Below are 25,028 nucleotides of genomic sequence, written 5' to 3'. Positions count from 1 at the left end.
TCTTTTTGTGCGTCCGCAAGCTGCTGCGCAGCGCCGTCGGCTCACGTTACCATCCGCGCACCACGTCTCATCGCTCGCCAAGCCAGCCCCATGATCATCGTCCTGTCGCCCGCCAAGTCACTCGACTACGAATCGCCGCTCGCCACGAAAAAGTCCACCCGCCCGGATTTCCTCGACCACTCCGCCGAACTGATAGACATCCTGCGCCGCAAGAGCCCGGCGGACATCGCGTCGCTGATGTCGATCTCCGACCCGCTGGCGGCGCTCAATGTCGCCCGCTACGCCGACTGGACGCGCGACTACACGGCGCCGCAGGGACGTCAGGCGGTGCTCGCCTTTAACGGCGATGTCTACGAGGGCCTCGATGCACCGACTCTGCCGCCCGCTGCGCTGGACTGGCTGCAGCAGCACGTGCGCATCCTGTCCGGCCTGTACGGCGTGCTGCGACCGCTCGACCTGATGCTGCCTTACCGGCTCGAAATGGGCACCCGGCTGCCGAACGCGCGCGGCAAGGATCTGTATGCGTTCTGGGGCGATCTGCCCGCGCAGGCGCTCAATGCACTGTTCGAGAACGATGCGCACCCGGTGCTGGTCAACCTCGCCAGCGATGAGTACTTCAAGTCCGTGCGACGCAAGGTACTGAAGGCGCAGGTGATCCAGCCCGTGTTCCAGGACTGGAAGGGCGGCAACTACAAGGTGATCAGTTTCTTCGCCAAACGCGCACGCGGCTTGATGGCACGCTATGCGGCGGAGAAGCGGATCGACGATGCCGACGCGCTGCGCGATTTCGCGGTCGAGGGCTATGCGCTCGACGCCGCGGCTTCGACGGCCACCGAGTGGATATTCAGAAGACGTCTCGACTGAGACACATAACTACACCGAGGAGAAGCAAGCCATGAAGCAGTTCCGCATCGTCCGTGGCGCGCTTGCGCTGGCCGTCGCACTGGCCTGTGCTGGAGGCGCGCAGGCACAGGAGAACGCGTCGGACCGACTGTTCCGCGAATGCCTGGCCGCCCGGGCCGACAACAACATCGGCCTGGCCGACGAGCTGTGCTACAAGGCGCTGGTCCATCCGGATTTCAAGAACGTGCCGGCCGAGGCGCGCTCGCAGCGCATATATAACTACGCGCAGCTCAAGCGCATGCTGGGCAACTGGGAAGGCGCCGAGGAACTGCTGCGCGAGACGCTGGCACTCGAAGAACAGCGCGCAGGCAGCACACCTGATCTGCCGCTGGCGCGCCGCCTGGCCGAGCTGTCGATCGCGCTGGCGGCGCAGGGCAAGTGGCCGGAGGGGCTGCAGGCGATCGAGCGGCTGATGCCGATGGCCGATAAGTTCCAGGGTGGGGAGCGCGCCGCCGTGGCGGAGCTGTTCCGCAATTACGTGCCGCAGGCGGCCGCCGCCGGACGCGTCGAACTGGCGCGCCAGCTCGACGCCTACGCACACGAGGCGCCGGCGCCTGAACCGCGCTTCATCGAACGCTGAACCCTCGAAAGCTGAACCCTTTCCGAACCGCAAGAGGAGTGCCGACGTGACCCAGCCCGACAATCCCCACCGGCGTGATTTCCTGCTTGGAGCCGGCGCAGCCGGCTTTGCCATCGCGGTGCAACCGGTCATCGCGCAGCAGGTGATCACGACGCCGGACAGCGGTCTGGTGACCGGCATGTCGTCGACACGCGCCAGCGACGGCCGCGCGCTGCCACTGTTCAGCGCGCGGCCGGACAAGCCGGGCAAGCCGCCAGTGGTGCTGGTGGTGTCGGAAATCTTCGGTGTGCATGAGCATATCCGCGACGTCTGCCGTCGCTTCGCACACGAAGGCTATCTGGCCGTCGCGCCCGAAATGTTCTTCCGTCACGGCGATCCGGCGGCGATCGGCAGCGTGCAGGAAATCATCGAGCGCGTCGTGTCGAAGGTGGCTGACGCTCAGGTGATGGCCGACATGGATGCCTGCGTCGAGTGGGCCCGCGAGCAGGGCGGCGACGTGAAGCGCCTGCACGCGACCGGCTTCTGCTGGGGCGGGCGCGTCACCTGGCTCTACGCGTCGCATCAGCCGGCGCTGCGTTCCGGCGTCGCCTGGTACGGACGCCTCGATGGCGTGCCGAGCGAACTGACACCGCTGCATCCGCTCGACGTGGTCGACAGCATTCACGCGCCGGTGCTCGGGCTCTACGGTGGTCAGGACCAGGGCATTCCGAACAGCGATGTCGACGCCATGCGCGCGGCGCTGAAGAAGTCGACGTCTGCCGCGGCGCGCAAGTCGGACATCGTGCTCTACCCGGACGCACCGCACGCCTTCCACGCCGACTACCGCCCGAGCTACCGGGCCGGCGACGCGGCAGATGCCTGGAAGCGCTGTCTCGCCTGGATGGCGGCCAACGGCCCGTAAGCGCACGCGCCCGCGCAGGGCGTCTGCGTCCGTTCGTGCAGGCCTCAGTGCGCGGTGTGTGCGAGGCCGAGCGACACGGTGGCCTTGGCGTGCGTGAGGTCGCGTGCCGCGCCGCTGCCGAACAGGCAGGCGGCAAGCTGGTTCAGCAGCGGCTGCGGAATTGCGCGATGACCTTCGAGCATGTCCCGTATGCAGTCGGCGGTGCCGTCGATATCCTCGCCCGGCGGCAGTGGATTGGTCAGCGGCAGTGCGCCGCTTTCCGCCTCGAACAGCATGCGCGCGCTGCCGCGCTCGAACAGTTCGATGCGCGGCCGGCGCAGCGGGTCGGCGAACGAGTCGTCGTCGGGCGCGCGCATCAGCAGCGCGCGCTCCGGCGTGCGCAGGAACATGTCGTGCAGCCGTGACAGCAGCTGCGCGTCGGCAACGCAGATGACGCGCAGGCTGTGCAGCGGCGCCGGATCGAGCAGCTTGGCGACGACGTGCGCGGTATTGCGGTGGCCCATCCGCTCGCGCAGCCGGATCAGGCTGTCCAGCGACGGGTTCAACACTTCGGTTGGCAGGATGGCGCAGTGCCCGGCGTGCAGCGTGTTCAGCGCTTCGGCCACTGTGCTGCACGGCAGATGGCCCAGTCGCTCCAGAACGTCGAGACTGCCGGGCCGCGCATTGCCGCCGCTCAGACCATGCACCAGCACCGGCACGTCCAGCCGCGCCAGCATCAGCGCCAGCAGCGGCATCAGGTTGGGCGCGCGGCCGGCCCGGGCGTAGCTCGGAATGACCACCATGCGCGGCAGATGCGGCGGCAGCTCCAGCGTCGGAACGCGCTCGTTCAGTGCGCGTGCAAAGCCGGCGAGCTCGTCCGCCGACTCGTGCTTCCAGCGCAGACTGGCCAGCACCGCACCCAGTTCGAGCGCCGGTATGCGGCCATCCAGCATGTCGGCGAACAGGCCGTGCGCCTCGGTCTCGGCGAGGTCACGCGCGTCGTCGCCGCGTCCGATCGCGGACAGCATTTCAGTCAGGCTCTGTGGGCTCAGCATCGCGTACGGCGCTCCATCCAGTTCAGTTTCTTGTCATGCCGCCTGCCGTCGGGCGTCGAGCATGCGTTTCAGTTCGGGTACGCAGGAGCCGCAGGAGGTGCCGCAACGCAGCGTCGCCTGCAGGGTGTCGAGGTCCGCTCCGCCTGCGATCGCTTCGACGATGTCGGGTTCCGCAACATCGAGGCAGTTGCAGACGATGCGGCCGCGGCTCTTTGCCGCGACCGGTGGCGTCGCCAGCGGTGCGAACAGCCAGCGCCGCAGTTCCGCCGTCGGCTGGCGCTCGACCATCACCTCGCGCAGCCAGGCGGAGGCCGCGGTTTCGCCGGTCAGGCGGATGCCGGTCAGCAGGCCGTCCTCGATCAGCGCACGTTTGGTGATGTCGCGCCGCGCGTCGCGGTAGGCCAGACAGGCCGGGTGGTCGAGGCCGCACAGGCGGTCGAGTTCGGCCAGCCAGTCTTCGGGAATCGGTTGGTCGTGCGCGATGCGCAGCACCAGCGCCGGGCGGTCGCGCCCGGCCATCGACAGTGAGGCGTAGGCGAAGCGGGCGAGCAGTGGGGCGAGCGCTTCCATCCGCGTCAGCGTGAGCTGCTGTGCCGCGTCGTCGCTGACCTCGGTACGCAGGAGCAGCGCCTGGAAGGGCAGGTCGGCGCGGCTCATCTGCACCGCGGCGTGCTTCAGTTCCGGCTGTTTCGAGTACGGGTCGACGCGACCGGCGGTGAGCGCATTGGCACCGCTGTTCGACAGCGCGTTGCGACCCCAGTGCATGGCGACGAAGGTGCTGCCCGGGCGCTGGGCGTTGCTCGCGTATGCACGCAGCACGATTTCGCCTCGGCGGCTCTTGATGCGCACCAGATCGCCGTCCTTCAGTCCTCGTCGGGCCAGGTCGTCGGCATGCACCTCGACTCGCGGTTCGTCGACGTGGCTGTACAGGCGCGCCACCTGGCCGGTGCGGCTCATGCAGTGCCACTGATCGCGCAGACGGCCGGTATTCAGGTGCAGCGGGTAGCGGGCGTCGATCTTCTCGGCGGTGGTCGCGGCCGATGGCACGACGAAGCGGGCGCGACCGTTTGCGGTGGCGAAGCGGCGATCGGTGTAAAGGGTGGCGGTACCGCCTTCGGCGCCGGCCGGGAAGGGCCATTGCTGCGGACCGAGGCGGTCGAGCACCGCATAGGACAGGCCCGTGATGTCGAGGTCGCGACCGCGCGTGCTCTCGACGTGTTCGGCAAAGACCTGCTCGGCTGTTTCGTAGGGGAAGAGCGCGTCTGCGTCGCGGCCCAGGCGGGCGCCGAGCGCGCGTGCGAAGTCGCGCGCGATCACCCAGTCGGCGCGTGCCTCGCCGGCGGCAGGCAGCGCCGCATGGACGTGCGTGATGCGCCGCTCGGAATTGGTGACCGTGCCTTCTTTCTCGCCCCAGGTGGTGGCGGGTAGCAGCAGGTCGGCGAAGGCGGCGCTTTCGGTGCCGCGGTAGGCGTCCTGCACGACGACGAATTCAGCCGCTTTCAGCGCTTCGATGATGCGCGTCTGATCCGGCATCGAGTGCGCCGGGTTGGTACAGGCGATCCACACCGCCTTCACCTTGCCGTCGCGCACCGCATCGAACAGCTCGACCGCGGTCAGCCCGGGTTGCGACGGCACGTCCGGCAGGCCCCACAGCGCGGCCACTTCGGCGCGGTGTTCGGCATTCGCCATGTCGCGGTGGGCGGACAGCAGGTTGGCCATGCCGCCCACTTCGCGACCACCCATCGCATTGGGCTGGCCGGTCAGCGAGAAGGGGCCGGCGCCGGGGCGACCGATCTGACCGGTTGCCAGATGCAGCGCGATCAGCGCCGTGCCGTTGTGCGTGCCGTGATGCGACTGGTTCAGGCCCTGACACCACATCGACATTGCAGCCTTCGATTCGCCGAACCACTTGGCGGCGGTGACGATGTCCTCGGCGCGCAGGCCGCACACCTCGGCCGCGACCGCCGGTGTGATGTCGCGCACGTGCTTGCGCAACTCGGCGAAGCCTTCGGTGTGCGCGGCGATGAACGTGTCGTCGGCGTGACCTTCCCACAGCAGCACGTGCAGCATCGCGTTGTACAGCCAGATGTCGGTGCCCGGCAGCAGCGGCAGGTGCAGGTCGGCGTCGGAGGCGGTATCGGTACGGCGCGGGTCGACGACGATCATCTTCATCGCCGGATTGGCACGGCGCGCGTCTTCGATGCGGCGATAGACGATAGGGTGAGCGTAGGCCGGGTTGCCGCCGGCGATCAGCAGGCAGTCGGTGTGGTCGATGTCTTCGTAGCTGCAAGGCGGGGCGTCGGCCCCGAGCGTCTGTTTGTAGGCGGACACCGCCGAACTCATGCAGAGTCGCGAATTGGTGTCTACGTTATTGGTGCCGATCAGCCCTTTGGCAAGCTTGTTGAAGACGTAGTAGTCCTCGGTCAGCAGCTGTCCGGAAATGTAGAAGGCGACCGCGTCCGGACCGTGCTCGTCGATGATGGCGGCGAAGCGGTCGGCGGCGTGCGCCAGCGCGGCGTCCCAGCTCGTGCGGCTGCGCGGCAGGTCGCGCGCGGTGCGCAGCTCGGGGTGGAGCGCGCGCGTGTCCGGGCGGGCGCTCAGGTGCAGGGTCGAACCCTTGGTGCACAGACGGCCGAAGTTGGCCGGGTGGTCGGGGTCGCCCTTTACGCCGGTGATGCGGCTGCCGTCGTGTTCGATGATCACGCCGCACCCGACACCGCAGTAGCAGCAGGTCGAGCGGGTTTCGTGTTGGCTCTGGGTCATGTTGTGTGTCTCCGCGAGACTTTTAGCAAGGGGTATGCCACGTCACTGAGGGGCGATTCGCGTGCGAACCGGTGCGGTTCGGGCTGTCGGCGCTCCGCGCCGGGGCGCAATGACCTGTGAATGCATGCGACTGGTGCGCTGTCGGGGCGGGGCATCCTCAGCGCAGCAGCGCGCACAGCAGCAGGATGTTGAACAGCAGCGACACCACCAGCAGCACGCGCAGCAGGCGCACCGACATGCGCTCGACCAGCGGTGCGCGGCGCGGCAGCGCGAGCGGGCGGTGGGCGCCGCGTTCGAGTGCGAGCAGGAACTCCTCGGCGGTTTCGAAGCGCGCGTCGGGGCTGCGGCCGATGGCTTTCAGCAGCACCGCTTCGAGCCACTCGGGTACGTCGGGGCGATAGCGTGTGGGCGGCACCGGTTCGCCGAAGCGCGGACGCTGGAAGGGCTCGATCTCGCCCCACGGGTAGTGGCGGGTCAGCAGTTGGTAGAGGGTGACGCCGAGCGCGAACAGATCGCTCGATTCGCTGGCGGTCTGGCCAGAGAAAAGCTCCGGGGCCATATAGCTGGGCGTGCCCGGGTTGTTGATCTCCTTGAAGTCCTCGCCGTCGGACGCGGCGACGCCCAGATCGAGTACGCGCAGCATGCCCTGGCTGTCGAGGTGCAGGTTGTCCGGCTTGATGTCGCGATGGACGATGCCCAGACGGTGCAGCGTGCCGAGCGCGCGCAGCACGCTGCAGCCCAGCTTGACCACCTGTTCGGTACTGAAGTGATGGCCGGCATCGAGGCGCGCGCGCAGGCTGGCGCCTTCGTGCCAGCTCATCAGGTAATAGAGGCGGCTGCGCGGGTGGCCGATCACCTGCGGGAACTGCGGCGACACCACGCGACGTGCCAGCCATTCTTCGTGCACCAGTGCAGCGACGGCGTCCGGGTCGGCGTCCTCGCGCAGCGTTTTCAGCACGCGCGCCTCGCCACTGGCCAGATCGGTGACGCGGTAGAGCAGGGTGACGCGCGACTCGTGCAGCACCGCCTCGACGCGCAGGCCGTCCAGTTCCTCGCCGATTGTCAGCCGGTGCGGCAGCGACAGGCCGGCCGCCTCGGCGAGACGGTCGCGCAGTGCGGCCTGCGGCAGCGCGTCGACGCGGGCGACCAGTGCGGTGCAGTTGTCGTTGGCGCCGCGCGCTTCGGCCTGCAGCACCAGCGTCGACGCCAGCGACTCGGCGTCGCCGCCACGCGCCAGCACGGCGGCGATGCTGTCGTCGCGCAGCGTGTTCCACACACCGTCGCTCATCAGCACGAAGGTGTCGCCGATTTCCAGCTCGCCGTCGGCGTGGTCGACCGCCAGGCGCGCATCGAGGCCGACCGCGCGGTGCAGCACGTTGGACAGTTCCGGGTGGGCCCAGGTGTGGTCTTCGGTCAGCTGCGTGAGACTGCCGTCGCGATACAGGTAGATGCGCGAATCGCCGACGTGGGCCAGGTGCCAGCGGGTGCCGCGCAGCACCAGCGCTGACAGCGTGGTGGCCATGCCGGCGGATTCGCGGGTGCGCGCGGCATGCGCGACCAGCCAGCGGTTCAGCGCGCCCAGCACCTGATCGATCGCCTGCGCGATGCGCCAGGTGTCGGGCGTCGCGTAATAGTCGTTGAGCAGCCCGCGCACCGTGAACTCGGCCGCTTCGCGTCCTTTGGCGTGGCCGCCGACACCGTCGGCCACCGCCAGCAGCACGCCCTTGGCGTCCAGCGTCTCGCCAACCGGCGTGACCGCGCCGACGAAGTCCTCGTTGCGTGGTCGCGGACCGGTGATCGAGCACTGACCGATGGACACTGCGAGCGTCATGAGGCTGCCCTGCTCAGATGCGCGCCGACGTCAGGTGTGCCGCACCCCAGGTGGTGCGCCAGCGCGTCTTCACGCGGGTCAGGCCGACCAGCGCGGCGACCGCCAGCACGGCGAACACGACGAAACCGGTCTGGTAGCTGCCGGTGACTTCGCGCGAGTAACCGAGCGAGGACGCAAGGTAGAAGCCGCCGATGCCGCCGGCCATGCCGACCAGACCGGTCATCACGCCAATCTCGCGACGGAAGCGCTGCGGCACCAGCTGGAACACTGCGCCGTTGCCCATGCCCAGCGCCAGCATGGCACCGACGAATACGACCACCGCCATCCAGGCTTGCGGCAGGCCGAAGCTCACGCCGAACAGGAAGGCGGCGGCGATCACGTACATCATGCTCAGCGTGCGGATGCCGCCGATGCGGTCAGCCAGATTGCCGCCGATCGGCCGCACCAGTGAACCGGCGAACACGCAGGCAGCGGTGAAATAGCCGGCCATCTTCGCGTCCAGCCCGAACTGGGTGTTGAAGTAGATGGTGAGCGACGATGCCAGACCGACGAAGCCGCCGAAAGTGACGCTGTAGAAGAACATGAACCACCAGGCGTCGCGGTCCTTCAGCACCTTCAGGTATTCGGCCAGCGTCTTCGGCGGCGGGCATTCGGGCGCGTCTTTCGCCACCAGCAGGTAGAAGATGAACACGGCGACGAGCGGGATCAGCGCCAGGCCGAATACGTTGACCCAGCCGAAGGCCGCGGCCAGACCTGGTGCAAACAGCGCGGCGAGTGCGGTGCCCGAGTTGCCGGCGCCGGCGATGCCCAGCGCTGTGCCCTGGTGCTCCGGCGGATACCAGCGCGAGGCCAGCGGCAGCGCGACGGCGAAGGCGGCACCGGCGAAGCCGAGGAAGCAGCCGAGCAGCAGCGCCTGTTCATAGCTGTGGATGCCGAACTGCCAGGCGACGAACAGCGCCGCGATGACGATGACCTGACCGATGGCGCCGGCCTTCTTCGGTTGCAGGTGATCGACCAGTACGCCCATCAGCATGCGCAGCAGCGCGCCGGCCAGCACCGGCACCGCCACCATGAAGCCCTTCTGGGCGTGCGTGAGCTGCAGGTCCTGGGCGATCTGCACGCCGAGCGGGCCAAGCAGCACCCACACCATGAAGGCGAGATCGAAGTAGAGAAAGGCGGCAAACAGCGTGGGCGTGTGGCCGGCCTTGAGAAATGCTTTCCTGTCCATCGGCGGATGACCTCCCCGTTATCAGTCCGGCCTGCGCGCAACGTTGCGTACAGCCGTTCTTCGGGATCTGTGTTGAACGAAGTTGCGGCGGCCGGTGGGTGCCGTGTCCGCCGGGCGAAGGCTTCAGGCCTTCAGCAGTACCTGGCCGTTTTCGACCTTCACGTCGAAGCCGCGCGTGCAGCCGACATCGGGCGCTACCGCCTCGCCCGATTCGAGCTTGATCTTCCAGCTGTGCAGCGGACAGGTGACCGTGTCGCCATGTACGATGCCCTGCGACAGCGGGCCGCCCTTGTGCGGGCACTTGTCATGCACCGCGAACACGCGGTCGCCATCGGTACGGAAGATGGCAATGTCACCGGCGTCGGCGCTCACTACGCGCGAACCGAGCAGGGGGATGTCTTCGAGTGCGCAGACGTGCGCCCAAGTGGAGGTTTCGGTGCTCATGAGGATTCCTGTATGGGTATCTGGAGGGGCTGGGGGCCAGGGGTCAGGGGCTAGGAGCTAGGGGCCAGGGAACAGGGAACAGGCGCGGCTTTGCCGCGCGAGAGGTGGCGCTGTTGCCAGCCCCTAGCCTCTGGCTCCTCATCCCTGAATCAAGCCTTCATCGCCTGCTTGATGGCGATGGTGCGGAACTCGCGGCCGAGCTCGGATTTCGCGTCGGCTTCGGCGCGCTCCAGCCACGGGTCCTTGTAGTCCTGCAGCGCGAACAGCAGGCGTTCGTACAGCGCCTTGCGGTTCTCGGCGTCATCGACCACCTTGCCCTTCACGTAGTCGAGACCGACGCGCTCGATGTAGTGCACCGTACGCTCGAGGTACCAGCCCTCTTCGCGGTAAAGCTGCAGGAAGGCGCCGGAGTACTCCATCACTTCGTCGTCGCTGCTCACCTTGCAGAAGAACTGCGCGACTTCGGTCTTGATGCCGCCGTTGCCGGCGACATAGATTTCGTAGCCGGATTCGACGCCGATCACGCCCACGTCCTTGATGCCGGCTTCGGCGCAGTTGCGCGGGCAGCCGGACACGGCGAGCTTCACCTTGTGCGGGCTGTACATGCCGAACAGCATCTTTTCCAGCTTGACGCCCAGACCCATGGACAGCTGAGTGCCGAAGCGGCAGTGCTCGGCGCCGACGCAGGTCTTCACCGTGCGCAGGCTCTTGCCGTAGGCGTGGCCGGACACCATGCCGGCCTTGGCGAAGTCGGCCCACATCGCCGGCAGATCGTCCTTCTTCACGCCCAGCAGGTCGATGCGCTGGCCGCCGGTCACCTTCACCGTAGGCACCTTGTATTTCTCGGCGGCGTCGGCGATTGCGCGCAGTTCGCCCGGTGTGGTGAGGCCGCCCCACATGCGCGGCACCACCGAGTAGGTGCCGTCCTTCTGGATGTTGGCGTGGGCGCGCTCGTTGATGAAGCGGCTCTGCGCGTCGTCCTTCGCTTCGTGCGGCCAGGTCGAGATCAGGTAGTAGTTCAGCGCCGGGCGGCAGGAGGCGCAGCCGTTGGGCGTCTTCCACTTCAGCTCGCGCATCACGGTCGGGATGTCGATCATGTGGCGGTCGCGTATGGCGGCGCGCACGTCGCCGTGGTTCATGTCGGTGCAGCCGCACATCGGCTTCGAGCTGGAATCGGCCGGCGTGTAGGCGCCGCCGACGCAGGAGGCGAGGATCTGTTCGACCAGGCCGGTGCAGGAGCCGCAGGAGCTGGAGGCCTTGGTGTGCTTGCGTACGTCGTCCAGCGAGAACAGGCCCTTCTCCTTGATCGCCTTGACGATGGTGCCCTTGCACACGCCGTTGCAGCCGCAGACCTCGGCGCTGTCAGGCATCGAGGCGGCCTGGGTCTGGCCTTTGTGGCCGACGTCGCCGAGGTGGTTCTGGCCGAACATCAGGTGGTCGCGCACGGCGTGGATGTCCTGGCCGTCCTTGATCAGCTGGAAGTACCAGCTGCCGTCGGCGGTGTCGCCGTACAGACAGGCGCCGACCAGGCGCTCGCCTTCGAGCACCAGGCGTTTGTACACGCCGCCCGCCGGGTCGTGCAGCACGATGTCGTCGCAGCCCGGGCCACCCATGAAGTTGCCGGCGGAGAACACGTCGATGCCGGTCACCTTCAGCTTGGTCGAGGTGACGGAGCCCTTGTAGGTGCCGATGCCGTACTGGGCGAGGTGGTTGGCACACACCTTGGCCTGTTCGAACAGCGGTGCGACCAGGCCGTAGGCGATGCCGCGGTGGTTCACGCACTCACCGACGGCGTAGATCTTCGGGTCGTAGGTCTGCAGCGTGTCATTGACGACGATGCCGCGGTTGCAGTGGATGCCGGCCGATTCGGCCAGCGTGGTGTTGGGGCGGATGCCGGCGGCCATCACGACGAGGTCGGCCGGAATCGTTTCGCCGCTCTTGAAACGCACCGCGGACACCCGGCCATCGGCGCCGGCGATCAGCGATTCGGTCTGCTTTTCCAGCAGGAAGGCGAGCCCCTTCTTTTCCAGCGAGGCCTGCAGCATGTCGGCCGAGGGCTTGTCGAGCTGGCGTTCCATGATCCACGGCGCCAGATGTACCACGGTGACCTGCATGCCTCGCAGCGCCAGACCGTTGGCCGCTTCAAGTCCGAGCAGACCGGCGCCGATGACCACCGCGTGCTTGCGCGTGGCGGCGGCTTCGATCATCGCGTCGGTGTCGGCGATGTCGCGGTAGGCGATCACGCCCGGCAGGTCCTTGCCCGGCACCGGCAGGATGAAGGGGTTGGAACCGGTGGCGAGCAGCAGGCGGTCGTATTCCGCTTCGGTGCCGTCGTCGGCGAACACCTTGCGCGCCTTGCGGTCGATCTTGACGATCTTCTTGCCGGTGTGGAGCGTGATGTTGTTGTCGCGGTACCAGTCCCAGTCGTTCAGGATGATGTCCTGCACCGTCATTTCGCCGGCCAGCACCGGCGACAGCAGGATGCGGTTGTAATTCGGATGCGGCTCCGCACCGAACACGGTGATGTCGTACATCTCCGGTGCGATCTTGAGCAGCTCTTCCAGCGTGCGACAGCCCGCCATTCCGTTGCCGACCATGACCAGACGCTTCTTTTCCATGTCCCCGTTCCTTCTACCGATTGCTGCAATAACAGACCGCACCGGGTGCAGCCGACATTCCTTGCCCGGCTGTGCCGCCGCGGACCGGTAGGGTTCGCAGGGACGAGCACAGACCTGCGCCTGCAGCATCGCTGGCGCCTGTAGGGCAAAACCTTTCGTGACCGGATCGTGCCGGTCGGCAAATGACGCGCTTGGTCGGTCGTGTCCCGCCATTGGGAGACGAAGCCGATAAAACCGGGCTGCGCGGCGCATTCGATGCGTCCCGCAGCGTTGACGACAGCCGCTCCATCCTGGATGCGGTGCCGGTGTGTCGCAGGCTTGCGCCCGCCTTTTGTCTTCGACCTGCTTCAGTGACCGGGCGACCAGCCGGGGCACGGCGCATCGTTGCGTCGTGTGTGCCCTGGCCTTTCTATCCAGGTCCGCCGTGCCGGCTATGCCGGGAGGCGAACTTCGATGGTGCCGATGTGAACCAAGCCTGGTGCAGGGATGCCCGCACGCGCGGCCAGCCCTCTCACGGGTATCAACAAAGCAAAAGTTTTGCCAGGTCTGTTTCACCCGTTCGGAGCCGTCGCTCCGAGGGGTTCAACCTGCTGATTCATATGAGTTGTTGCCTGGATTTCGAGGTCTTCCCGGAGCGCTTGGCCGTCGCCGGTCGGGCCGTCCTCGCACGGATCTGGTGCAGCCGCTCTTCACGCCGGTGCGCTCCAGTAAGTACCGGCGGGGCCGTTAAACACGTCATGAACGATCGAGGCCCTGACCACTCCAAGCGCCGCACCGGAACAGGCCGCACCGCGCTCGCCTGGTGCCTGCTCGCAAGCTGGCTCGTCGCCAGCGGGGGCGTGCTGCTTGCGCACATGAAAAACAATCCGGTCGGTGTCTGCGTGACCCGCGACTGACCGGACAAGAACATCCTCTGGAGACCTTCACGATGAACGACCACGCGCTTCACGCCTATTCCGTCAGCGCAGACCGGGTCATGCTCGGCACCGCGACCGTTCTGTCCGCGGTGTGCATCGTCCTTGCAGCCATTTCAGGCGGTCTGACCACCGCTCTGCTGGTCGGCGTGCCGGCCTGTCTGGTGCCTTATGCGCTGTTCCGGATGGCGCCGGGCTCGCTGGTGTCGCGCACCGGCTTCGCCAGTGCCTTCATGGTGTTGGCCGCGCTGCTGATCCAGCTCACCGGTGGCCTGATCGAGGCGCACTTCAGCATCTTCGTCCTGCTCGCCTTCCTGCTCTATTACCGTGACTGGCGGCCGGTGCTGGTGGCCGCCGGCTTGATCGCCGTGCATCACCTGGCGTTCAACTTCATGCAGGCAGCCGGCCTTGGCGTGTTCATCTTCAATGGCGGCGCCAACTTCAACATGGTGCTGGTGCACGCAGCATTCGTCGTGGCCGAGGCCGGGCTGCTGTGCTACATGGCGCTGGGCCTGTCGCGCGAGGCGCTGCAGGCGGCCCGCGTCGGCGAGGCGGCGGAACGCATCGGCGCCGGCGATCTCGCGTCGGCAATTCCGCAGCAGGCGGGCATGCCGCTGCTCGCCGCGATGGAGCAGATGCGCGCACGGCTGTCGCGCACCGTGAGCCTGCTGGTGACCGAGTCCGCCAGCGCGCAGCGCGTGGCCGACACGATGGTGGCCAACGCGGAGCAGGTGACCGCCTCGACCGGTCAGCAGAGCGAAGCAACCCAACGCATGGCCTCGGCCGTGCAGCAACTGACGGCGTCCATCCAGCAGATTGCGCAGAACGCCGAGGAGGCGAGCCTCCGCGTGCGCCGCGGCGGCGTGTCGGCGGACGAAGGGGTGGCGGTGATGCACACGCTGGCCGACGAGATTCGCCATACCGGCGCGTCCATCCACGAGGTCGAGAACGGCATGCAGCGGATCGGCGCGCAGTTCGAAAGCGTGAAATCCATCGTCGCGCTGATCAAGGAGATCGCCGACCAGACCAATCTGCTGGCCCTGAACGCAGCCATCGAAGCGGCACGTGCGGGCGAACAGGGGCGCGGCTTTGCAGTCGTGGCGGACGAGGTGCGCAAGCTTGCCGAACGCACCCGCAACGCGACTGAGGACATCGCCCGCACCGTTGAGGCCATGCAGGCGAGCAAGGACGAGGCGCTGCACAGCGTCGCCAGCACGGTCGCCACCGCGCAGCGCGGCGTCGATCGCGTCGGCGAAGTCAGTCAGTCGATCGCCGCGGTGTCCGCGGACATCGCGGCGATGATGGCCATCATCGTCGGCATCTCGGATTCGATGAAGGAACAGTCGCAGGCGGCGACCGAGATCGCAACCGGGGTCGAGCAGGTCGCGGCGCTGGCCGACAGCACGGCCGCGATGGCGGCCGAAGACCGCGCGACGGCGGCGCAGCTGAATGCGATGGCGCAGTCGCTGGTCGACGCAGGCAGCCAGTTCAGGGTGAGCTGAAGCGGTCGACCTGCTGCCGCACCGCGCTCAGGTACAGGCGAGCTGCCGGCAGGCGTCGAGGTGGGCGAGCAGCGGCGCGGGCATCGCGCTGCGTCCTTCCAGCATCTCGCGTATCAGGCGGGCGTTCGCCTGCGCCTCGATGCCGGGTTCGGGCTGCGTCAGCGCGCTGCCTTCCTCCGCTTCGCACAGCACCGATTCGACGCCATCGATGAAGCCGATGATCTGCGGTCGGCGCGCCGGATTGGCATAGGCCTCGCCCTCGGTGCCGCGCATCAGCATCGAGCGGCCACCGTCCAGACGCAGGAACTGCGTCATCTTCTCCAGGTATTCCGGGTGCGTCACCGGCACCACGCGCACGCTGCGTCCGGGCATCGGATCGATCATCTTGGTCATTGAGTGGCCCGAGTTGCGCACGCCCAGTTGCGGGCGCAGCGACAGCAGCGCATCCAGGCCAGGCAGCAGCTTGTCGACGCCGATGCAGGCGATGCGCTGCGCCGCCAGCAGTTCGCCGGCGTGCGTCGGACTGTCCGCCATCGGCAGATCGAGCGCACGCAGCAGCGCGAACGGGTCGGCGCGGGTGTCGAAATCGAAGCGGCCGTGGATCAGTACCGGAATGCCCTCACGTGCCAGCAGCATCGCCAGCAAGGGCATCAGATTCGGGCGGCGGCGGGCGCCGTTGTAGGTCGGCAGAACCACGGTGCGTGCGCCCGCCGGCGCGGCGACGTGGGCGATGCGAGCGTCGATCGCTGCCTTGAAGCCCAGCAGTTCGTCCAGCGACTCGCTCTTGATCCGCATCGCCAGCACGATGGCGCCCAGTTGCAGCGGCGGCACGCGCCCGTCGAGCATGTCGGCGAACAGCGCCTGCGCGTCGTCGCGCGACAGCGAACGGGAGCCCTTGGCGCCGCGGCCGATTTCCTTGATCTGTTTCGTGTAGTTCATGGGTACAGGATTATGCCCGCGCCCGAACCCCGTGCCGGCCTGCGTTATATTCCCATGCAGTCGAATCGGGCGCGCCGGAACACCGGCGCCTGCCGCGGGGTCAGAGCCGCTCTGCGCACAGCGACGCATACATATAAGGAGACGGACATGAAAGTAGGTTTCATCGGACTCGGATTGATGGGCCGCCCGATGGCGGGGCATCTGGCCAAGGGCGGTCACAGCCTTCACCTTTGGGCGCGTCGCCCCGAATCGCTCGAACCGTTCCGCGACAGCGGTGCGACCTTTCACTCGACCATCGCCGACGTCGCGCGCGAAGCCGATGTCGTGTTCTCGATGGTGGCCGACGCGCCGGACGTCGAGCAGGTGGCGCTCGGCCCGCAGGGCATCGCTGAAGGCGCGGCCGGGCGTACCGACCTGATCTTCGTAGACATGAGCACCATCGCGCCGGATTCGGCGCGCACCATCGCCGCCCGCCTGGCGGCGCGCGGCGTGTCGATGATCGACGCGCCGGTGTCCGGCGGTGAGGTCGGTGCCATCAACGCAGCACTCACCATCATGGCCGGCGGCACGCAGGAAGCGTTCGACCGCGTGCTGCCGTTGTTCCAGCTGATGGGCAAGAACGTCACCCGCGTCGGCGACAGCGGCGCCGGCCAGGTGGCCAAGGCCTGCAACCAGATTCTGACCGGCGTCGGTGTGCTGGCGCTGGCCGAAGCCTTCGCCTTCGCCGAGAAGAGCGGCGTCGATTCGGCACGCGTGCGCGAGGCGCTGCTCGGCGGCTTCGCCTACAGCCGCATCCTGGAAAACCACGGTCAGCGCATGCTGGACCGCAATTTCAAGCCGGGCTTCAAGTCGTGGATGCACCAGAAGGATCTGCGCATCGTCATGAACGAGGCGCACCGCATGGGCCTCGCGCTGCCTTCGGCGGCGGCGGCGGCGCAGATGCTGAACGCGATGGTCGGCCAGGGGCTGGGCGAGGAGGATTCGATCGCCGTGCTGAAGGTGCTCGAAGGTCTCGGCGGCGTCGAGCGTTGAGGGGCTCGCGATGAAGATCGGTTTCATCGGTCTGGGCGCGATGGGCCGCGCGATGGCGGCCAATCTGCTGCGCGCCGGGCACGAGGTGACCGTGTGGGCGCGTCGCGCTGAATCGATGCAGCCCTTGCTCGACCAGGGCGCGCGACCGTCAGCTTCTCCGGCAGACTGCGCGCGCGGCATGGATGCCGTGTGCTGCATCGTCACCACCGGTGCCGACGTGCGCGAGGTGGCGCTGGGCCCGCGTGGCGTCATCGAGGGCGCAGCGCCCGGCTGCGCCTTCATCGACCACAGCACCATTCCGCCGTCGGTGGCGCGCGACATCGCCACGGCGCTGAAGGCGCGCGGCATCGACATGCTGGATGCGCCGGTGTCGGGTGGCGAGCGCGGCGCCATCGAGGCGACGCTGGCCATCATGGTTGGCGGCGAGGCGGCGGTGTTCGAGCGCATGAAGCCGCTGCTGTCGGCTGTTGGCCGCACCCAGGTGCATGTCGGGCCGAACGGCGCAGGGCAGGTGACCAAGGCGTGCAATCAGCTCATCCTGTGCGCCTTCATCGAGGCGGCGGCCGAAGCGGCGCGGCTGGCCGCGGCCAGCGGCGTCGATTTCGGCAAGGTGCGCGAGGCGATGCTTCACGGCTCGGCTTCGTCGCGCGCACTCGAGCTGTTCGGCGGCAAGATGGTGACGCGCGATTTTTCCGCTGGCGTGCAGTCGCGCCTGCATCACAAGGACATGGGCATCGTGCTCGGCGAAGCGGTCGAACTGGGGCTGGCGATGCCGCTGTCGGCCGCGGTGTGGCAGCAACTCAATGCCCTGATGGCGCAGGGCGGCGGTACGCTGGACACCTCGGCCCTGCTCACCGTACTCGAAGGGCCGGGCAGCGCCTGATCAGTGTCGTCGGCCGGTCAGACAGGGGAAGTCGAAGGCCGGGTCCTGACCGTCCATCAGCCTTGAAAGCAGCCTGGCCGAACCGCAGGCCAGGGTCCAGCCGAGTGAGCCGTGGCCGGTGTTGTACCAGAGGCCATCGATCCGGCTGCGGCCGATCAGCGGCACATTGCCCGGCGTACAGGGACGCAGGCCGGCCCAGGCCTCAGCCGCGTCGAAATCGCCGGCGTCCGGACACAGTTCGCGCGCCAGCCGGGTCAGCAACTGCACGCGCTCCGGTTCTATCGTCACCGTGAGTCCGCCCAGTTCCGCCATGCCGGCGACGCGCACGCGGTCGCCGAGGCGCGACAGCACGATGCGGTGTTCCTCGTCGGTCAGGCTGGTGCGCGGCGCATTCGGTCCGGCCGGGAAGGTGATCGAGTAGCCCTTGATCGGGTACAGCGCCGGTCGCGGGCCGTGCTGCTCGACCAGCTGACGGGTGTGCGTGCCGAGCGCGCACACCACCTGTTCGCCGCGCAGCAGGCCGCGCACGCCGCGCGCGTCGCGCACGGCGACGCCGCGTACCGTGTTTTCGTGGATGTCCAGCGCCTCGACCGTGATTTCGTAGTGGAAAGTAACGCCGGCATCGGCGCAGGCGGCGGCCAGCGCCCGCGTGAAGCGGTGCGCGTCGCCGGTTTCGTCGTTCGGTGCGTGTAGGCCACCCACCAGTGTGCGCTGACTGCTCGCCAGCGCCGGTTCGATGTCGATGCAGCGCGCAGCGTCGCAGCTGTCGATGCGGATGCCGTGAGGCGCCAGCCACTCCGCGCGCGCACGGGCACGCTCGAATTCACGACGCTCGGAAAACACGTGCAGGATGCCGCTCGCCGACTGGTCATACTCCAGTTTCAGCGCGTGACGCAGTGACTGCAGCTCGGCCTGACTGCTGACCGCCAGTCGCGCCAGCGCATCGGTGTTGCGACGCATGCGGCCGGGCAGGCACTCGTACAGGAAGGCGCCCATCCAGCGCCACTGACGGTGGTTGGCGGTCGGCGAAAAGCGCACCGGGGCATTCGAATCGAGCAGGCCGCGCAGCCCGATCATCGGTGCCTGCGGTGAGGCCCAGGGCGCGGCGTGACTGACCGAAATCTGGCCGCCGTTGGCGAAACTGGTTTCCATTGCGGGATCAGCCTGCCGGTCGATGACCGACACGGTGTGACCGGCCTGGCGCAGGTACCAGGCGGTGGTGATGCCGACGACGCCGGCACCCAGAACGAGGATGTGCATGCGGTTCTAGTTATGGACGACGCTGTGGATGACCGGGGGCGACCGCTGCCGGTTCCGTGCGCAGGGCGCGCTGCCGGCGTTCAAATCGGTCGGACGTGAAATCGTGCGACCCGGATCATGGTGCTGTGCACGATAATGCATTTCCTGCCATTCCGGAGTCGCGACACATGTCCCGCATCACCCTGAGCCAGTTCCTGATCCAGCAACAGCGCGACGGCGAGCGCATCTGCGCCGAGCTGCGCTTCCTGGTCGAAGTCGTCGCCCGCGCGGTCAAGGCGATCGGCAACGCAGTCGGCAAGGGCGGCCTGACCAATTCGCTCGGCGAGGCCGGTGGCGAGAACGTGCAGGGCGAGGTGCAGAAGAAACTGGACGTGATCGCCAACGAAATCCTGCTCGAAGCGAACGAGTGGGGCGGTCATCTGGCGGCGATGGCGTCGGAGGAGATGGACCTGCCGCACCAGATTCCGAACCGTTACCCGAAGGGCGAATTCCTGCTGCTGTTCGATCCGCTGGACGGCTCGTCCAACATCGACGTGAATATTTCGGTCGGCACCATCTTTTCGGTGCTGCGCTGCCCGGAACTGAATGGCAGCGTCGAGCCGGTCGACGAGAAGGCCTTCCTGCAACCCGGCACCCAGCAACTGGTAGCCGGCTATGCGGTGTACGGCGCGGCCACCCAGCTGGTGCTGACGGTCGGCAACGGCGTCCATGCGTTCACGCTGGATCGCGAGACCGGCAGTTTCGTCATGACGACCGAAAACATGCGCGTGCCGGAAGACACCAAGGAATACGCGATCAACGCGTCGAACGCGCGCTGGTGGGAAGCGCCGGTCAAGCGCTACATCGACGAGCTGATCGCCGGCAAGAGCGGTCCGCGCGGCAAGGATTTCAACATGCGCTGGGTCGGTTCGATGGTGGCGGACGTGCACCGCATCCTGACCCGCGGCGGCATTTTCATGTATCCGAAGGACACCAAGGACCCGACCAAGCCGGGCAAGCTGCGCCTGATGTACGAGGCCAATCCGATGGCGATGCTGATCGAGCAGGCGGGCGGCGCGGCGACCACGGGTTACCAGCGCATCCTCGACGTCCAGCCTGAAAAGCTGCACCAGCGTGTGCCGGTCATTCTGGGGTCGAAGAATGAAGTCGAGCGCGTGACCGGCTATCACGCCGTCTGAAGGAAGCGCGCGATGCCGGCGGCCGCGACGCGGCCACTGGCCATGCTGGCGGTGAGCAGGTAGCCGCCGGTCGGCGCCTCCCAGTCCAGCATTTCGCCAGCGCAGAAAACGCCGGGCAGTGCCTTCAGCATCAGTCCGTCGTCCAGCGCCTCCAGCCGCACGCCACCCGCCGTGCTGATGGCCTCGGCCACCGGCCGTGTGCGCCGCAGGCGCAGCGGCAGCGCCTTCAGCGTCGCCGCCAGGCGTGACGGGTCGGCCATCGCGGCCTTGTCTAGTACCTCGTGCACCAGCCCCAGCTTGACGCCGCCCAGGCCGAGGCGGCTGGCGAGATGCGAGCTGAGCGAACGCGAGCCCCGCGGGCGGCGGATTTCATCGAGTACGCGTGCCGCGTCGTGCGCTGGCAGCAGGTCGAGCGCAATGTCGCAGTGACCGTCGCGTTCGATGCGCTCGCGCAGCGCGGCCGATAGCGCGTAGATCAGGCTGCCTTCGAGGCCGTGCGCGCTGACCAGGCACTCGCCGCGTCGTTCGATCGGCGTCGCGTCCATTCCGTCGAAGCGGATGGCGACGGTCTTCAGCGGTACGCCGGCGTGGCGCTCGGCGAAGTGCGTGCTCCAATCGATGTCGAAGCCGCAGTTGGCGGCGCGCAGTGGCGCGAGTGCGACGCCGCGTGCGTCGAGCAGCGGCATCCAGGTCCCGTCGGAGCCAAGTTGCGGCCAGCTGGCGCCGCCGAGGGCAAGCAGTGTGGCGCGCGCGTCAACCTGCCGCTCGCCGTCTGGCGTGTCGAAGGTCAGTGCGCCGGCGTCATTCCATCCGGTCCAGCGCTGGCGCATGTGAAAGCGCACGCCAGCTGCGCGCAGCCGCGTCAGCCACGCGCGCAGCAGTGGTGCCGCCTTCATGTCGGTCGGAAACACCCGCCCGGAACTGCCGACGAAGGTGTCGATGCCGAGACCCGCGCACCAGTCACGCAGCGCGGCCGCATCAAATTCGGCCAGCCAGTGGCCGACTTCGGCGTGGCGTTCGCGGTAACGCGTAACGAACAGATCGGCGGCTTCGGCGTGCGTCAGATTGAGGCCGCCCTTGCCGGCGAGCAGGAATTTGCGGCCGACTGAGGCCTTGGCGTCGTAAAGATCGACCGCGATGCCGCGCGCCGACAGCACCTCGGCCGCCATCAGCCCGGCCGGTCCGCCGCCGACGATGGCGACCTGAGCGGCGCTGGACGGTGCGGGCATCAGTCCGGTGTCTGCACCAGCCGCAGCGCAGTGTCGTCGCTGCGTAGGCGGTAGGGGCTCGGTGGAAGCGGCGGCTCGGGCACTTCGGCCTGCTTCTTCAGCGCCTCGTAGCGGCCGGCAACCTTGGGCACGTAGGCGCGGGTTTCCGCGTAGGGCGGCACACCGCCGTACTTTCTGACCGCGCCAGCGCCGGCGTTGTAGGCGGACAGCACCAGTTCGATGTCGCCGAAGTCATCCAGCAGGTCGCGCAGGTGGCGCGCGCTGGCGCGCAGATTGTCGGCGGGCTTCAGTGCGTCGGATACGCCGTACATGCGGGCGGTGGACGGCATCAGCTGGGCCAGACCGAGCGCACCTTTGGGCGACACCGCGCGCGGGTTATAGGCCGACTCGGCATGGACGACGGCGTGCAGCAGTTCGGGTTCGATGCCGCCAGCCTCGGCCGCCGCCTCAATCTGCGCCGAGAATGGCAGTTTGCCCAGCGCTTCGCGGCGAGCCTGCTTGCGTTCAGCCTCGGAAATGCGCGGCGATTCGGGTTGATGGAGACGATAGTCGGCGCCGCCCTGCAGCCGCAACCGATAGTCCGCAGTGTCGCCGGCGTGGGCAACGGGCATCAGCAGTGTCGCGAGCAGCATGACGGGCGTGCGCATCAGCCTTCCTTCGAAGTCAGTCGGGTGGCGAACCAGACCGCCAGCGCGATGCCGACGGTGTTGGCGAGCAGATCGTAAAGATCGGCTTCGCGCCCCGGCAACATGAGCTGCCGCCACTCATCGTAACAAGCCAGCGCCAGCGCCAGTCCGGCGCACGCATACAGCCAGCGCCGGCCGGTCGCCAGCCACAGCGACAGCGCGATCACGCCGAAGGTGCCGGCGTGGGCGAGCTTGTCCCAGGGCGACGGAATCAGACCGACCGCCAGCGAGGTTTCGCCGAGGCGGATCAGGCTGGCGATCATCGTCAGGGCGACCAGCCCGGCCGCCCACTGCAGATAAGGTTCCAGACGCATGACCTCAGTAGGCATTGCGGTCGCTGAACACGACGGCAACCGTCTTGACGATGATCCAGAGGTCCAGCCCGAGCGACCAGGTGCGAAGGTACTCGAGGTCGTACTCGATGCGCTTCTGCATCTTGTCCACGGTTTCGGTTTCGCCGCGATAGCCATTCACCTGCGCCCAGCCGGTGATCCCCGGCTTCACCTTGTGACGCACCATGTAACCCTTGATCAGCTTGCGGTAGGTTTCGTTGTGCGACACCGCGTGCGGCCGCGGGCCGACGATGCTCATGCGCCCCTGCAGCACGTTGATGAACTGCGGCAGTTCGTCCAGCGAGGTGCGACGCAGGAAGCCGCCGAAGCGGGTGATGCGCTGATCGTTGCGGGTGGCCTGCTTCACCACGCCGCCGTCCTCCTGCACGGTCATCGAGCGGAACTTGTAGACGACGATTTCCTTGCCGTCGAGGCCGTAGCGGCGCTGGCGGAACAGTGCCGGACCGGGCGAGCTCATCTTCACGCCTATCGCGATCGCCAGCAGCAGCGGCGATATCAGCAGCAGGATGATGATGGACAGCACGATGTCGCTCGCGCGCTTGACCAGACCGTTGATGCCGGTGAAGGGCGTGTCGCAGACGGCCACCACCGGGACGCCCGCAACGTAGTCCATGCGCCCCTGGATCAGGTCGGTCAGGAAAATGTCCGGTGCGAAGAAGATGCTCACCGTCGTATCTTTGAGGTCGTCGAGCAGCGACAGGATGCGCGGCTGACTGGCCATCGGCAGCGCCAGGTAGATCTGGTCGATGCGGTTCGCCTTCACGTAGGCGGCGAGATCGCGCAGACGACCGAGCAGCGGCAGGCCGTTGAGCTGGGTGATGCGCTCGGGTGCGCGGTCGTCGAAGTAGCCGACGCAGCGCACGCCCAGATAAGGATTGGTTTCGAACTGTTCGGCCAGCGACACACCGATATCGTTGCAGCCGACGATGATGACGCGGGTCTGGTTCGCTTCCTGCGCGGCGGCCCGCTGCAGATAGCCGCGGGCAACGAAGTGGGCGACCAGCTGGGTCAGCGGCGCCGCGACCAGCCAGGACACCACGACCTCGTAAGGAAAGTTCTCGATGTACTGGCTCGCGTAGCCGAAGAACAGCAGGATGAAGGCGATCAGCAGCCAGCTGATGACGGTCTGCCGGATCACCCGACGCGGCCGCATGCTGAGCAGCGACGAGCCGGGGAAGGACAGCGAAAAGACGACGAGCGACAGCACGACATAGCGCGCGTCGACGGTATCGCCGTAGTAGAGCGCGCAGGCGATCAGCGACAGGATGAGCGACAGCGGGTCGAGGAACATTTCGACCATGCCGGAAAGGCTCAACGGTGCCCGCAATACGGAAGTGTTACGCTCAAACTTGGCGAGCATCGGGAATGAAACCGGTGAATTCAATGGACTTGGAGACCTGCAGACGACGTGCCGGCTAGAATACCGGAAGCGTTTTTGCGTATTTTCACGATTTGCGCGCTGGAAAGAAAAGCGTCACGGCCCGCATTCATACTCTCTTCGATGAACAATAACATTTCAAAATGTTTGCCCGTTGTGCTGTTGTTACTGACGCTGCCGATTGCGGACCACGTCCGCGCGGACGAGGACGATGTGTTCAGCTTGGTCACCTCGGCGAACTGGCAATATGTCGACAACGTGTTCTATCTGCCCGATGACAGTGAACCTACGTCCTTCGGGCCGAACGCACCTCGCGGCGACCACAGCACCATACTCAGCGTCGGCATCGTTGGCGAGAAGCGTCTGGGTCGGCAGGTGCTTACCGCGAACACCACATTCAACCGTACGCGGTACAACGACCTCAGCCTGCTCGATAACGATGGTTATAACCTCGCTGCTGGCTGGCGCTGGACCGTCGGCAGCGACCTGAGCGGCAACTTGAGCTACACCAAGCGACGCTACATGCTCGGTTTCGGCGATTTTCGGCCGGCGGAGCCGACTAAGAATCTTGTCGACGCGGAAACTTGGCGCTTCGATGGAAGCTATATGGTTGATGCTTATTGGGCGCTATTTGGCAGCCTGAACCGAGATACTCAACGTAATGATGCGGCGGTACGTCGTCCGAGTGATTACGACATCGATCGCTTCGAGGCGGGAGTACGCTACACGACGCGAGGTGGCACCGCATTCGAGCTGCTGGGGCGCGAGAGCCGAGGGGACTTTCCAAACCGCGCTGCCAGCGTCCTTCGCGACAATGCTTACAAGCAAAAGGACGCCGAATTTCGGGTGCGCTGGCAGCCAGTCGGGCATTCGAAACTGTCGGCCTCGGTCGGGGTGTCCAAACGCGAGCACGAGCGGGCGCCGACGCGCAATTACGACGACGTGTACGGGAGGTTTTCGTGGGAATGGCGACCGACCGGCCATTTGGGCCTGACCTTCGACGCGCAGCGCCAGATCAGCGGGCTCGACGACAACTTCACCACCTATTTCGAGACCGAAACTTATAGCCTGACCCCGGTCTGGTATGTCACCGGGAAGCTGCGGGTAGATGGACTCGTGCAGTATCGCGCCCGTGATGGGCAGGGTCGTGGTAACAGCGATTTCATCGATCCGGCGGTGTTGGCGCTGTTGGGTGATCGCGCGGCTCAGCGTACCGAGGACCTCTACACTTACAGTGTGGGCGCGACGTGGTCCATTCAGCGCAACCTGAGCGCCAGCGCGCAGTGGCGCCATGATCGTCGCGATTCCAACGTCAATTTCTTTCAGTACCGCACCGACAGCATATCGATGTCGCTGCAGTACCTGTTCTGAG

At 67.0% G+C, this 25,028-nt stretch carries 21 protein-coding genes; 9 read left to right on the top strand and 12 right to left on the bottom strand.

All coding sequences use genetic code 11. The features are described from left to right. The first annotated feature begins 90 nt into the window (after positions 1–90). Genes yaaA through AC51BJ_RS13505 form a run of 3 tightly spaced genes read left to right on the top strand, consistent with a single transcriptional unit; the run spans position 91 to position 2,384 of the window. Positions 91–864, top strand: a complete 774-nt coding sequence (yaaA, locus tag AC51BJ_RS13515) for a peroxide stress protein YaaA (RefSeq protein WP_304001211.1) — start codon at positions 91–93, stop codon at positions 862–864. Between the two features lie 31 nt (positions 865–895). Continuing rightward, entirely contained in the window at positions 896–1,483 is a 588-nt protein-coding gene (locus AC51BJ_RS13510) for a hypothetical protein (RefSeq protein ID WP_430433809.1), read from the top strand. A gap of 46 nt (positions 1,484–1,529) precedes the next feature. Continuing rightward, positions 1,530–2,384, top strand: coding sequence for a dienelactone hydrolase family protein (locus tag AC51BJ_RS13505; protein WP_496280563.1), 855 nt, complete (start codon positions 1,530–1,532; stop codon positions 2,382–2,384). Between the two features lie 44 nt (positions 2,385–2,428). Here the strand turns inward: AC51BJ_RS13505 and ybiB (AC51BJ_RS13500) are convergent, their stop codons facing one another. The 6 genes from ybiB (AC51BJ_RS13500) to nirB all read right to left on the bottom strand — a co-directional run bounded on the left by ybiB (AC51BJ_RS13500) (position 2,429) and on the right by nirB (position 12,302). Continuing rightward, entirely contained in the window at positions 2,429–3,418 is a 990-nt protein-coding gene (gene ybiB, locus AC51BJ_RS13500; protein ID WP_020164446.1) for a DNA-binding protein YbiB, read from the bottom strand. 33 nt (positions 3,419–3,451) lie between these two features. Then, positions 3,452–6,181 carry a nitrate reductase gene (locus AC51BJ_RS13495; protein WP_496280562.1) on the bottom strand — a complete coding sequence of 910 codons (2,730 nt, stop codon included), beginning with the start codon at positions 6,179–6,181 and terminating at the stop codon, positions 3,452–3,454. 157 nt (positions 6,182–6,338) lie between these two features. Then, positions 6,339–8,012 (bottom strand): bifunctional protein-serine/threonine kinase/phosphatase, encoded by a 1,674-nt coding sequence (locus tag AC51BJ_RS13490; RefSeq protein ID WP_496280561.1) that lies wholly within the window; start codon positions 8,010–8,012, stop codon positions 6,339–6,341. Positions 8,013–8,025: 13 nt separating this feature from the next. Next, positions 8,026–9,240 carry a nitrate/nitrite transporter gene (locus tag AC51BJ_RS13485; protein WP_496280560.1) on the bottom strand — a complete coding sequence of 405 codons (1,215 nt, stop codon included), beginning with the start codon at positions 9,238–9,240 and terminating at the stop codon, positions 8,026–8,028. A 123-nt stretch (positions 9,241–9,363) separates the two neighbouring features. Further along, positions 9,364–9,684: a nitrite reductase small subunit NirD gene (gene nirD, locus AC51BJ_RS13480; protein WP_304001226.1), complete on the bottom strand. Its 321-nt coding sequence runs from the start codon at positions 9,682–9,684 to the stop codon at positions 9,364–9,366. Positions 9,685–9,833: 149 nt separating this feature from the next. Further along, on the bottom strand, positions 9,834–12,302 hold the full coding sequence (gene nirB / locus AC51BJ_RS13475) for a nitrite reductase large subunit NirB (protein ID WP_496280559.1): 2,469 nt from the start codon (positions 12,300–12,302) through the stop codon (positions 9,834–9,836). A gap of 182 nt (positions 12,303–12,484) precedes the next feature. Between nirB and AC51BJ_RS13470 the strand changes: the two genes are divergently transcribed. Together AC51BJ_RS13470 and AC51BJ_RS13465 are read left to right on the top strand one after the other, a co-directional pair. Beyond that, complete coding sequence (locus AC51BJ_RS13470; RefSeq protein ID WP_496280558.1) at positions 12,485–13,198, top strand: hypothetical protein; 714 nt, start codon at positions 12,485–12,487, stop codon at positions 13,196–13,198. 32 nt (positions 13,199–13,230) lie between these two features. Next, on the top strand, positions 13,231–14,718 hold the full coding sequence (locus AC51BJ_RS13465; protein ID WP_496280557.1) for a methyl-accepting chemotaxis protein: 1,488 nt from the start codon (positions 13,231–13,233) through the stop codon (positions 14,716–14,718). A 27-nt stretch (positions 14,719–14,745) separates the two neighbouring features. Here AC51BJ_RS13465 and ybiB (AC51BJ_RS13460) read toward each other — a convergent pair whose 3' ends face one another. Beyond that, positions 14,746–15,657 carry a DNA-binding protein YbiB gene (gene ybiB, locus AC51BJ_RS13460; RefSeq protein ID WP_496280556.1) on the bottom strand — a complete coding sequence of 304 codons (912 nt, stop codon included), beginning with the start codon at positions 15,655–15,657 and terminating at the stop codon, positions 14,746–14,748. A 147-nt stretch (positions 15,658–15,804) separates the two neighbouring features. Between ybiB (AC51BJ_RS13460) and AC51BJ_RS13455 the strand changes: the two genes are divergently transcribed. Beyond that, positions 15,805–16,689: an NAD(P)-dependent oxidoreductase gene (locus tag AC51BJ_RS13455; protein WP_024300470.1), complete on the top strand. Its 885-nt coding sequence runs from the start codon at positions 15,805–15,807 to the stop codon at positions 16,687–16,689. Positions 16,690–16,699: 10 nt separating this feature from the next. Continuing rightward, on the top strand, positions 16,700–17,572 hold the full coding sequence (locus tag AC51BJ_RS13450; protein ID WP_496280555.1) for an NAD(P)-dependent oxidoreductase: 873 nt from the start codon (positions 16,700–16,702) through the stop codon (positions 17,570–17,572). Here the strand turns inward: AC51BJ_RS13450 and AC51BJ_RS13445 are convergent, their stop codons facing one another. Then, positions 17,573–18,832, bottom strand: coding sequence for a D-amino acid dehydrogenase (locus tag AC51BJ_RS13445; protein ID WP_430433819.1), 1,260 nt, complete (start codon positions 18,830–18,832; stop codon positions 17,573–17,575). Positions 18,833–18,999: 167 nt separating this feature from the next. Here AC51BJ_RS13445 and AC51BJ_RS13440 point away from each other — a divergent pair, with 167 nt between their 5' ends. Beyond that, complete coding sequence (locus AC51BJ_RS13440; RefSeq protein ID WP_019918468.1) at positions 19,000–20,010, top strand: class 1 fructose-bisphosphatase; 1,011 nt, start codon at positions 19,000–19,002, stop codon at positions 20,008–20,010. On the opposite strand, the gene AC51BJ_RS13435 is transcribed toward AC51BJ_RS13440, so the two are convergent. Genes AC51BJ_RS13435 through AC51BJ_RS13420 form a run of 4 tightly spaced genes read right to left on the bottom strand, consistent with a single transcriptional unit; the run spans position 19,998 to position 23,578 of the window. Beyond that, on the bottom strand, positions 19,998–21,239 hold the full coding sequence (locus AC51BJ_RS13435; protein ID WP_496280554.1) for a TIGR03862 family flavoprotein: 1,242 nt from the start codon (positions 21,237–21,239) through the stop codon (positions 19,998–20,000). The genes AC51BJ_RS13440 and AC51BJ_RS13435 overlap by 13 nt on opposite strands. Beyond that, on the bottom strand, positions 21,239–21,886 hold the full coding sequence (locus AC51BJ_RS13430) for a lytic transglycosylase domain-containing protein (protein WP_496280553.1): 648 nt from the start codon (positions 21,884–21,886) through the stop codon (positions 21,239–21,241). The genes AC51BJ_RS13435 and AC51BJ_RS13430 overlap by 1 nt, the downstream gene beginning before the upstream one ends. Beyond that, a complete protein-coding gene (locus AC51BJ_RS13425) occupies positions 21,886–22,239 on the bottom strand; it encodes a VanZ family protein (RefSeq protein ID WP_496280552.1) in 354 nt (117 codons plus the stop codon). Before AC51BJ_RS13425 ends, AC51BJ_RS13430 begins: the two co-directional genes overlap by 1 nt. A gap of 4 nt (positions 22,240–22,243) precedes the next feature. Beyond that, positions 22,244–23,578, bottom strand: a complete 1,335-nt coding sequence (locus AC51BJ_RS13420) for an undecaprenyl-phosphate glucose phosphotransferase (protein ID WP_019918464.1) — start codon at positions 23,576–23,578, stop codon at positions 22,244–22,246. A gap of 201 nt (positions 23,579–23,779) precedes the next feature. Here AC51BJ_RS13420 and epsL point away from each other — a divergent pair, with 201 nt between their 5' ends. Then, complete coding sequence (gene epsL / locus AC51BJ_RS13415) at positions 23,780–25,027, top strand: XrtB/PEP-CTERM-associated polysaccharide biosynthesis outer membrane protein EpsL (RefSeq protein ID WP_496280551.1); 1,248 nt, start codon at positions 23,780–23,782, stop codon at positions 25,025–25,027. Position 25,028: the final 1 nt, after the last annotated feature.

This window comes from Methyloversatilis sp. S146-33 (genome assembly GCF_059552495.1).
This window is presented reverse-complemented; position numbering and strand designations above follow the sequence as displayed.

Coding starts and splice junctions, on each gene's coding strand:
- AC51BJ_RS13495 (WP_496280562.1), bottom strand. CDS start 6,181: ATGACCCAGAGCCAACACGAAACCCGCTCGACCTGCTGCTACTGCGGT.
- AC51BJ_RS13450 (WP_496280555.1), top strand. CDS start 16,700: ATGAAGATCGGTTTCATCGGTCTGGGCGCGATGGGCCGCGCGATGGCG.
- ybiB (WP_496280556.1), bottom strand. CDS start 15,657: ATGAACTACACGAAACAGATCAAGGAAATCGGCCGCGGCGCCAAGGGC.
- AC51BJ_RS13490 (WP_496280561.1), bottom strand. CDS start 8,012: ATGACGCTCGCAGTGTCCATCGGTCAGTGCTCGATCACCGGTCCGCGA.
- AC51BJ_RS13435 (WP_496280554.1), bottom strand. CDS start 21,239: ATGCCCGCACCGTCCAGCGCCGCTCAGGTCGCCATCGTCGGCGGCGGA.
- AC51BJ_RS13470 (WP_496280558.1), top strand. CDS start 12,485: ATGACGCGCTTGGTCGGTCGTGTCCCGCCATTGGGAGACGAAGCCGAT.
- AC51BJ_RS13445 (WP_430433819.1), bottom strand. CDS start 18,832: ATGCACATCCTCGTTCTGGGTGCCGGCGTCGTCGGCATCACCACCGCC.
- AC51BJ_RS13485 (WP_496280560.1), bottom strand. CDS start 9,240: ATGGACAGGAAAGCATTTCTCAAGGCCGGCCACACGCCCACGCTGTTT.
- AC51BJ_RS13440 (WP_019918468.1), top strand. CDS start 19,000: ATGTCCCGCATCACCCTGAGCCAGTTCCTGATCCAGCAACAGCGCGAC.
- AC51BJ_RS13420 (WP_019918464.1), bottom strand. CDS start 23,578: ATGGTCGAAATGTTCCTCGACCCGCTGTCGCTCATCCTGTCGCTGATC.
- AC51BJ_RS13430 (WP_496280553.1), bottom strand. CDS start 21,886: ATGCGCACGCCCGTCATGCTGCTCGCGACACTGCTGATGCCCGTTGCC.
- ybiB (WP_020164446.1), bottom strand. CDS start 3,418: ATGCTGAGCCCACAGAGCCTGACTGAAATGCTGTCCGCGATCGGACGC.
- AC51BJ_RS13425 (WP_496280552.1), bottom strand. CDS start 22,239: ATGCGTCTGGAACCTTATCTGCAGTGGGCGGCCGGGCTGGTCGCCCTG.
- nirD (WP_304001226.1), bottom strand. CDS start 9,684: ATGAGCACCGAAACCTCCACTTGGGCGCACGTCTGCGCACTCGAAGAC.
- nirB (WP_496280559.1), bottom strand. CDS start 12,302: ATGGAAAAGAAGCGTCTGGTCATGGTCGGCAACGGAATGGCGGGCTGT.
- AC51BJ_RS13455 (WP_024300470.1), top strand. CDS start 15,805: ATGAAAGTAGGTTTCATCGGACTCGGATTGATGGGCCGCCCGATGGCG.
- AC51BJ_RS13510 (WP_430433809.1), top strand. CDS start 896: ATGAAGCAGTTCCGCATCGTCCGTGGCGCGCTTGCGCTGGCCGTCGCA.
- epsL (WP_496280551.1), top strand. CDS start 23,780: ATGAACAATAACATTTCAAAATGTTTGCCCGTTGTGCTGTTGTTACTG.
- yaaA (WP_304001211.1), top strand. CDS start 91: ATGATCATCGTCCTGTCGCCCGCCAAGTCACTCGACTACGAATCGCCG.
- AC51BJ_RS13465 (WP_496280557.1), top strand. CDS start 13,231: ATGAACGACCACGCGCTTCACGCCTATTCCGTCAGCGCAGACCGGGTC.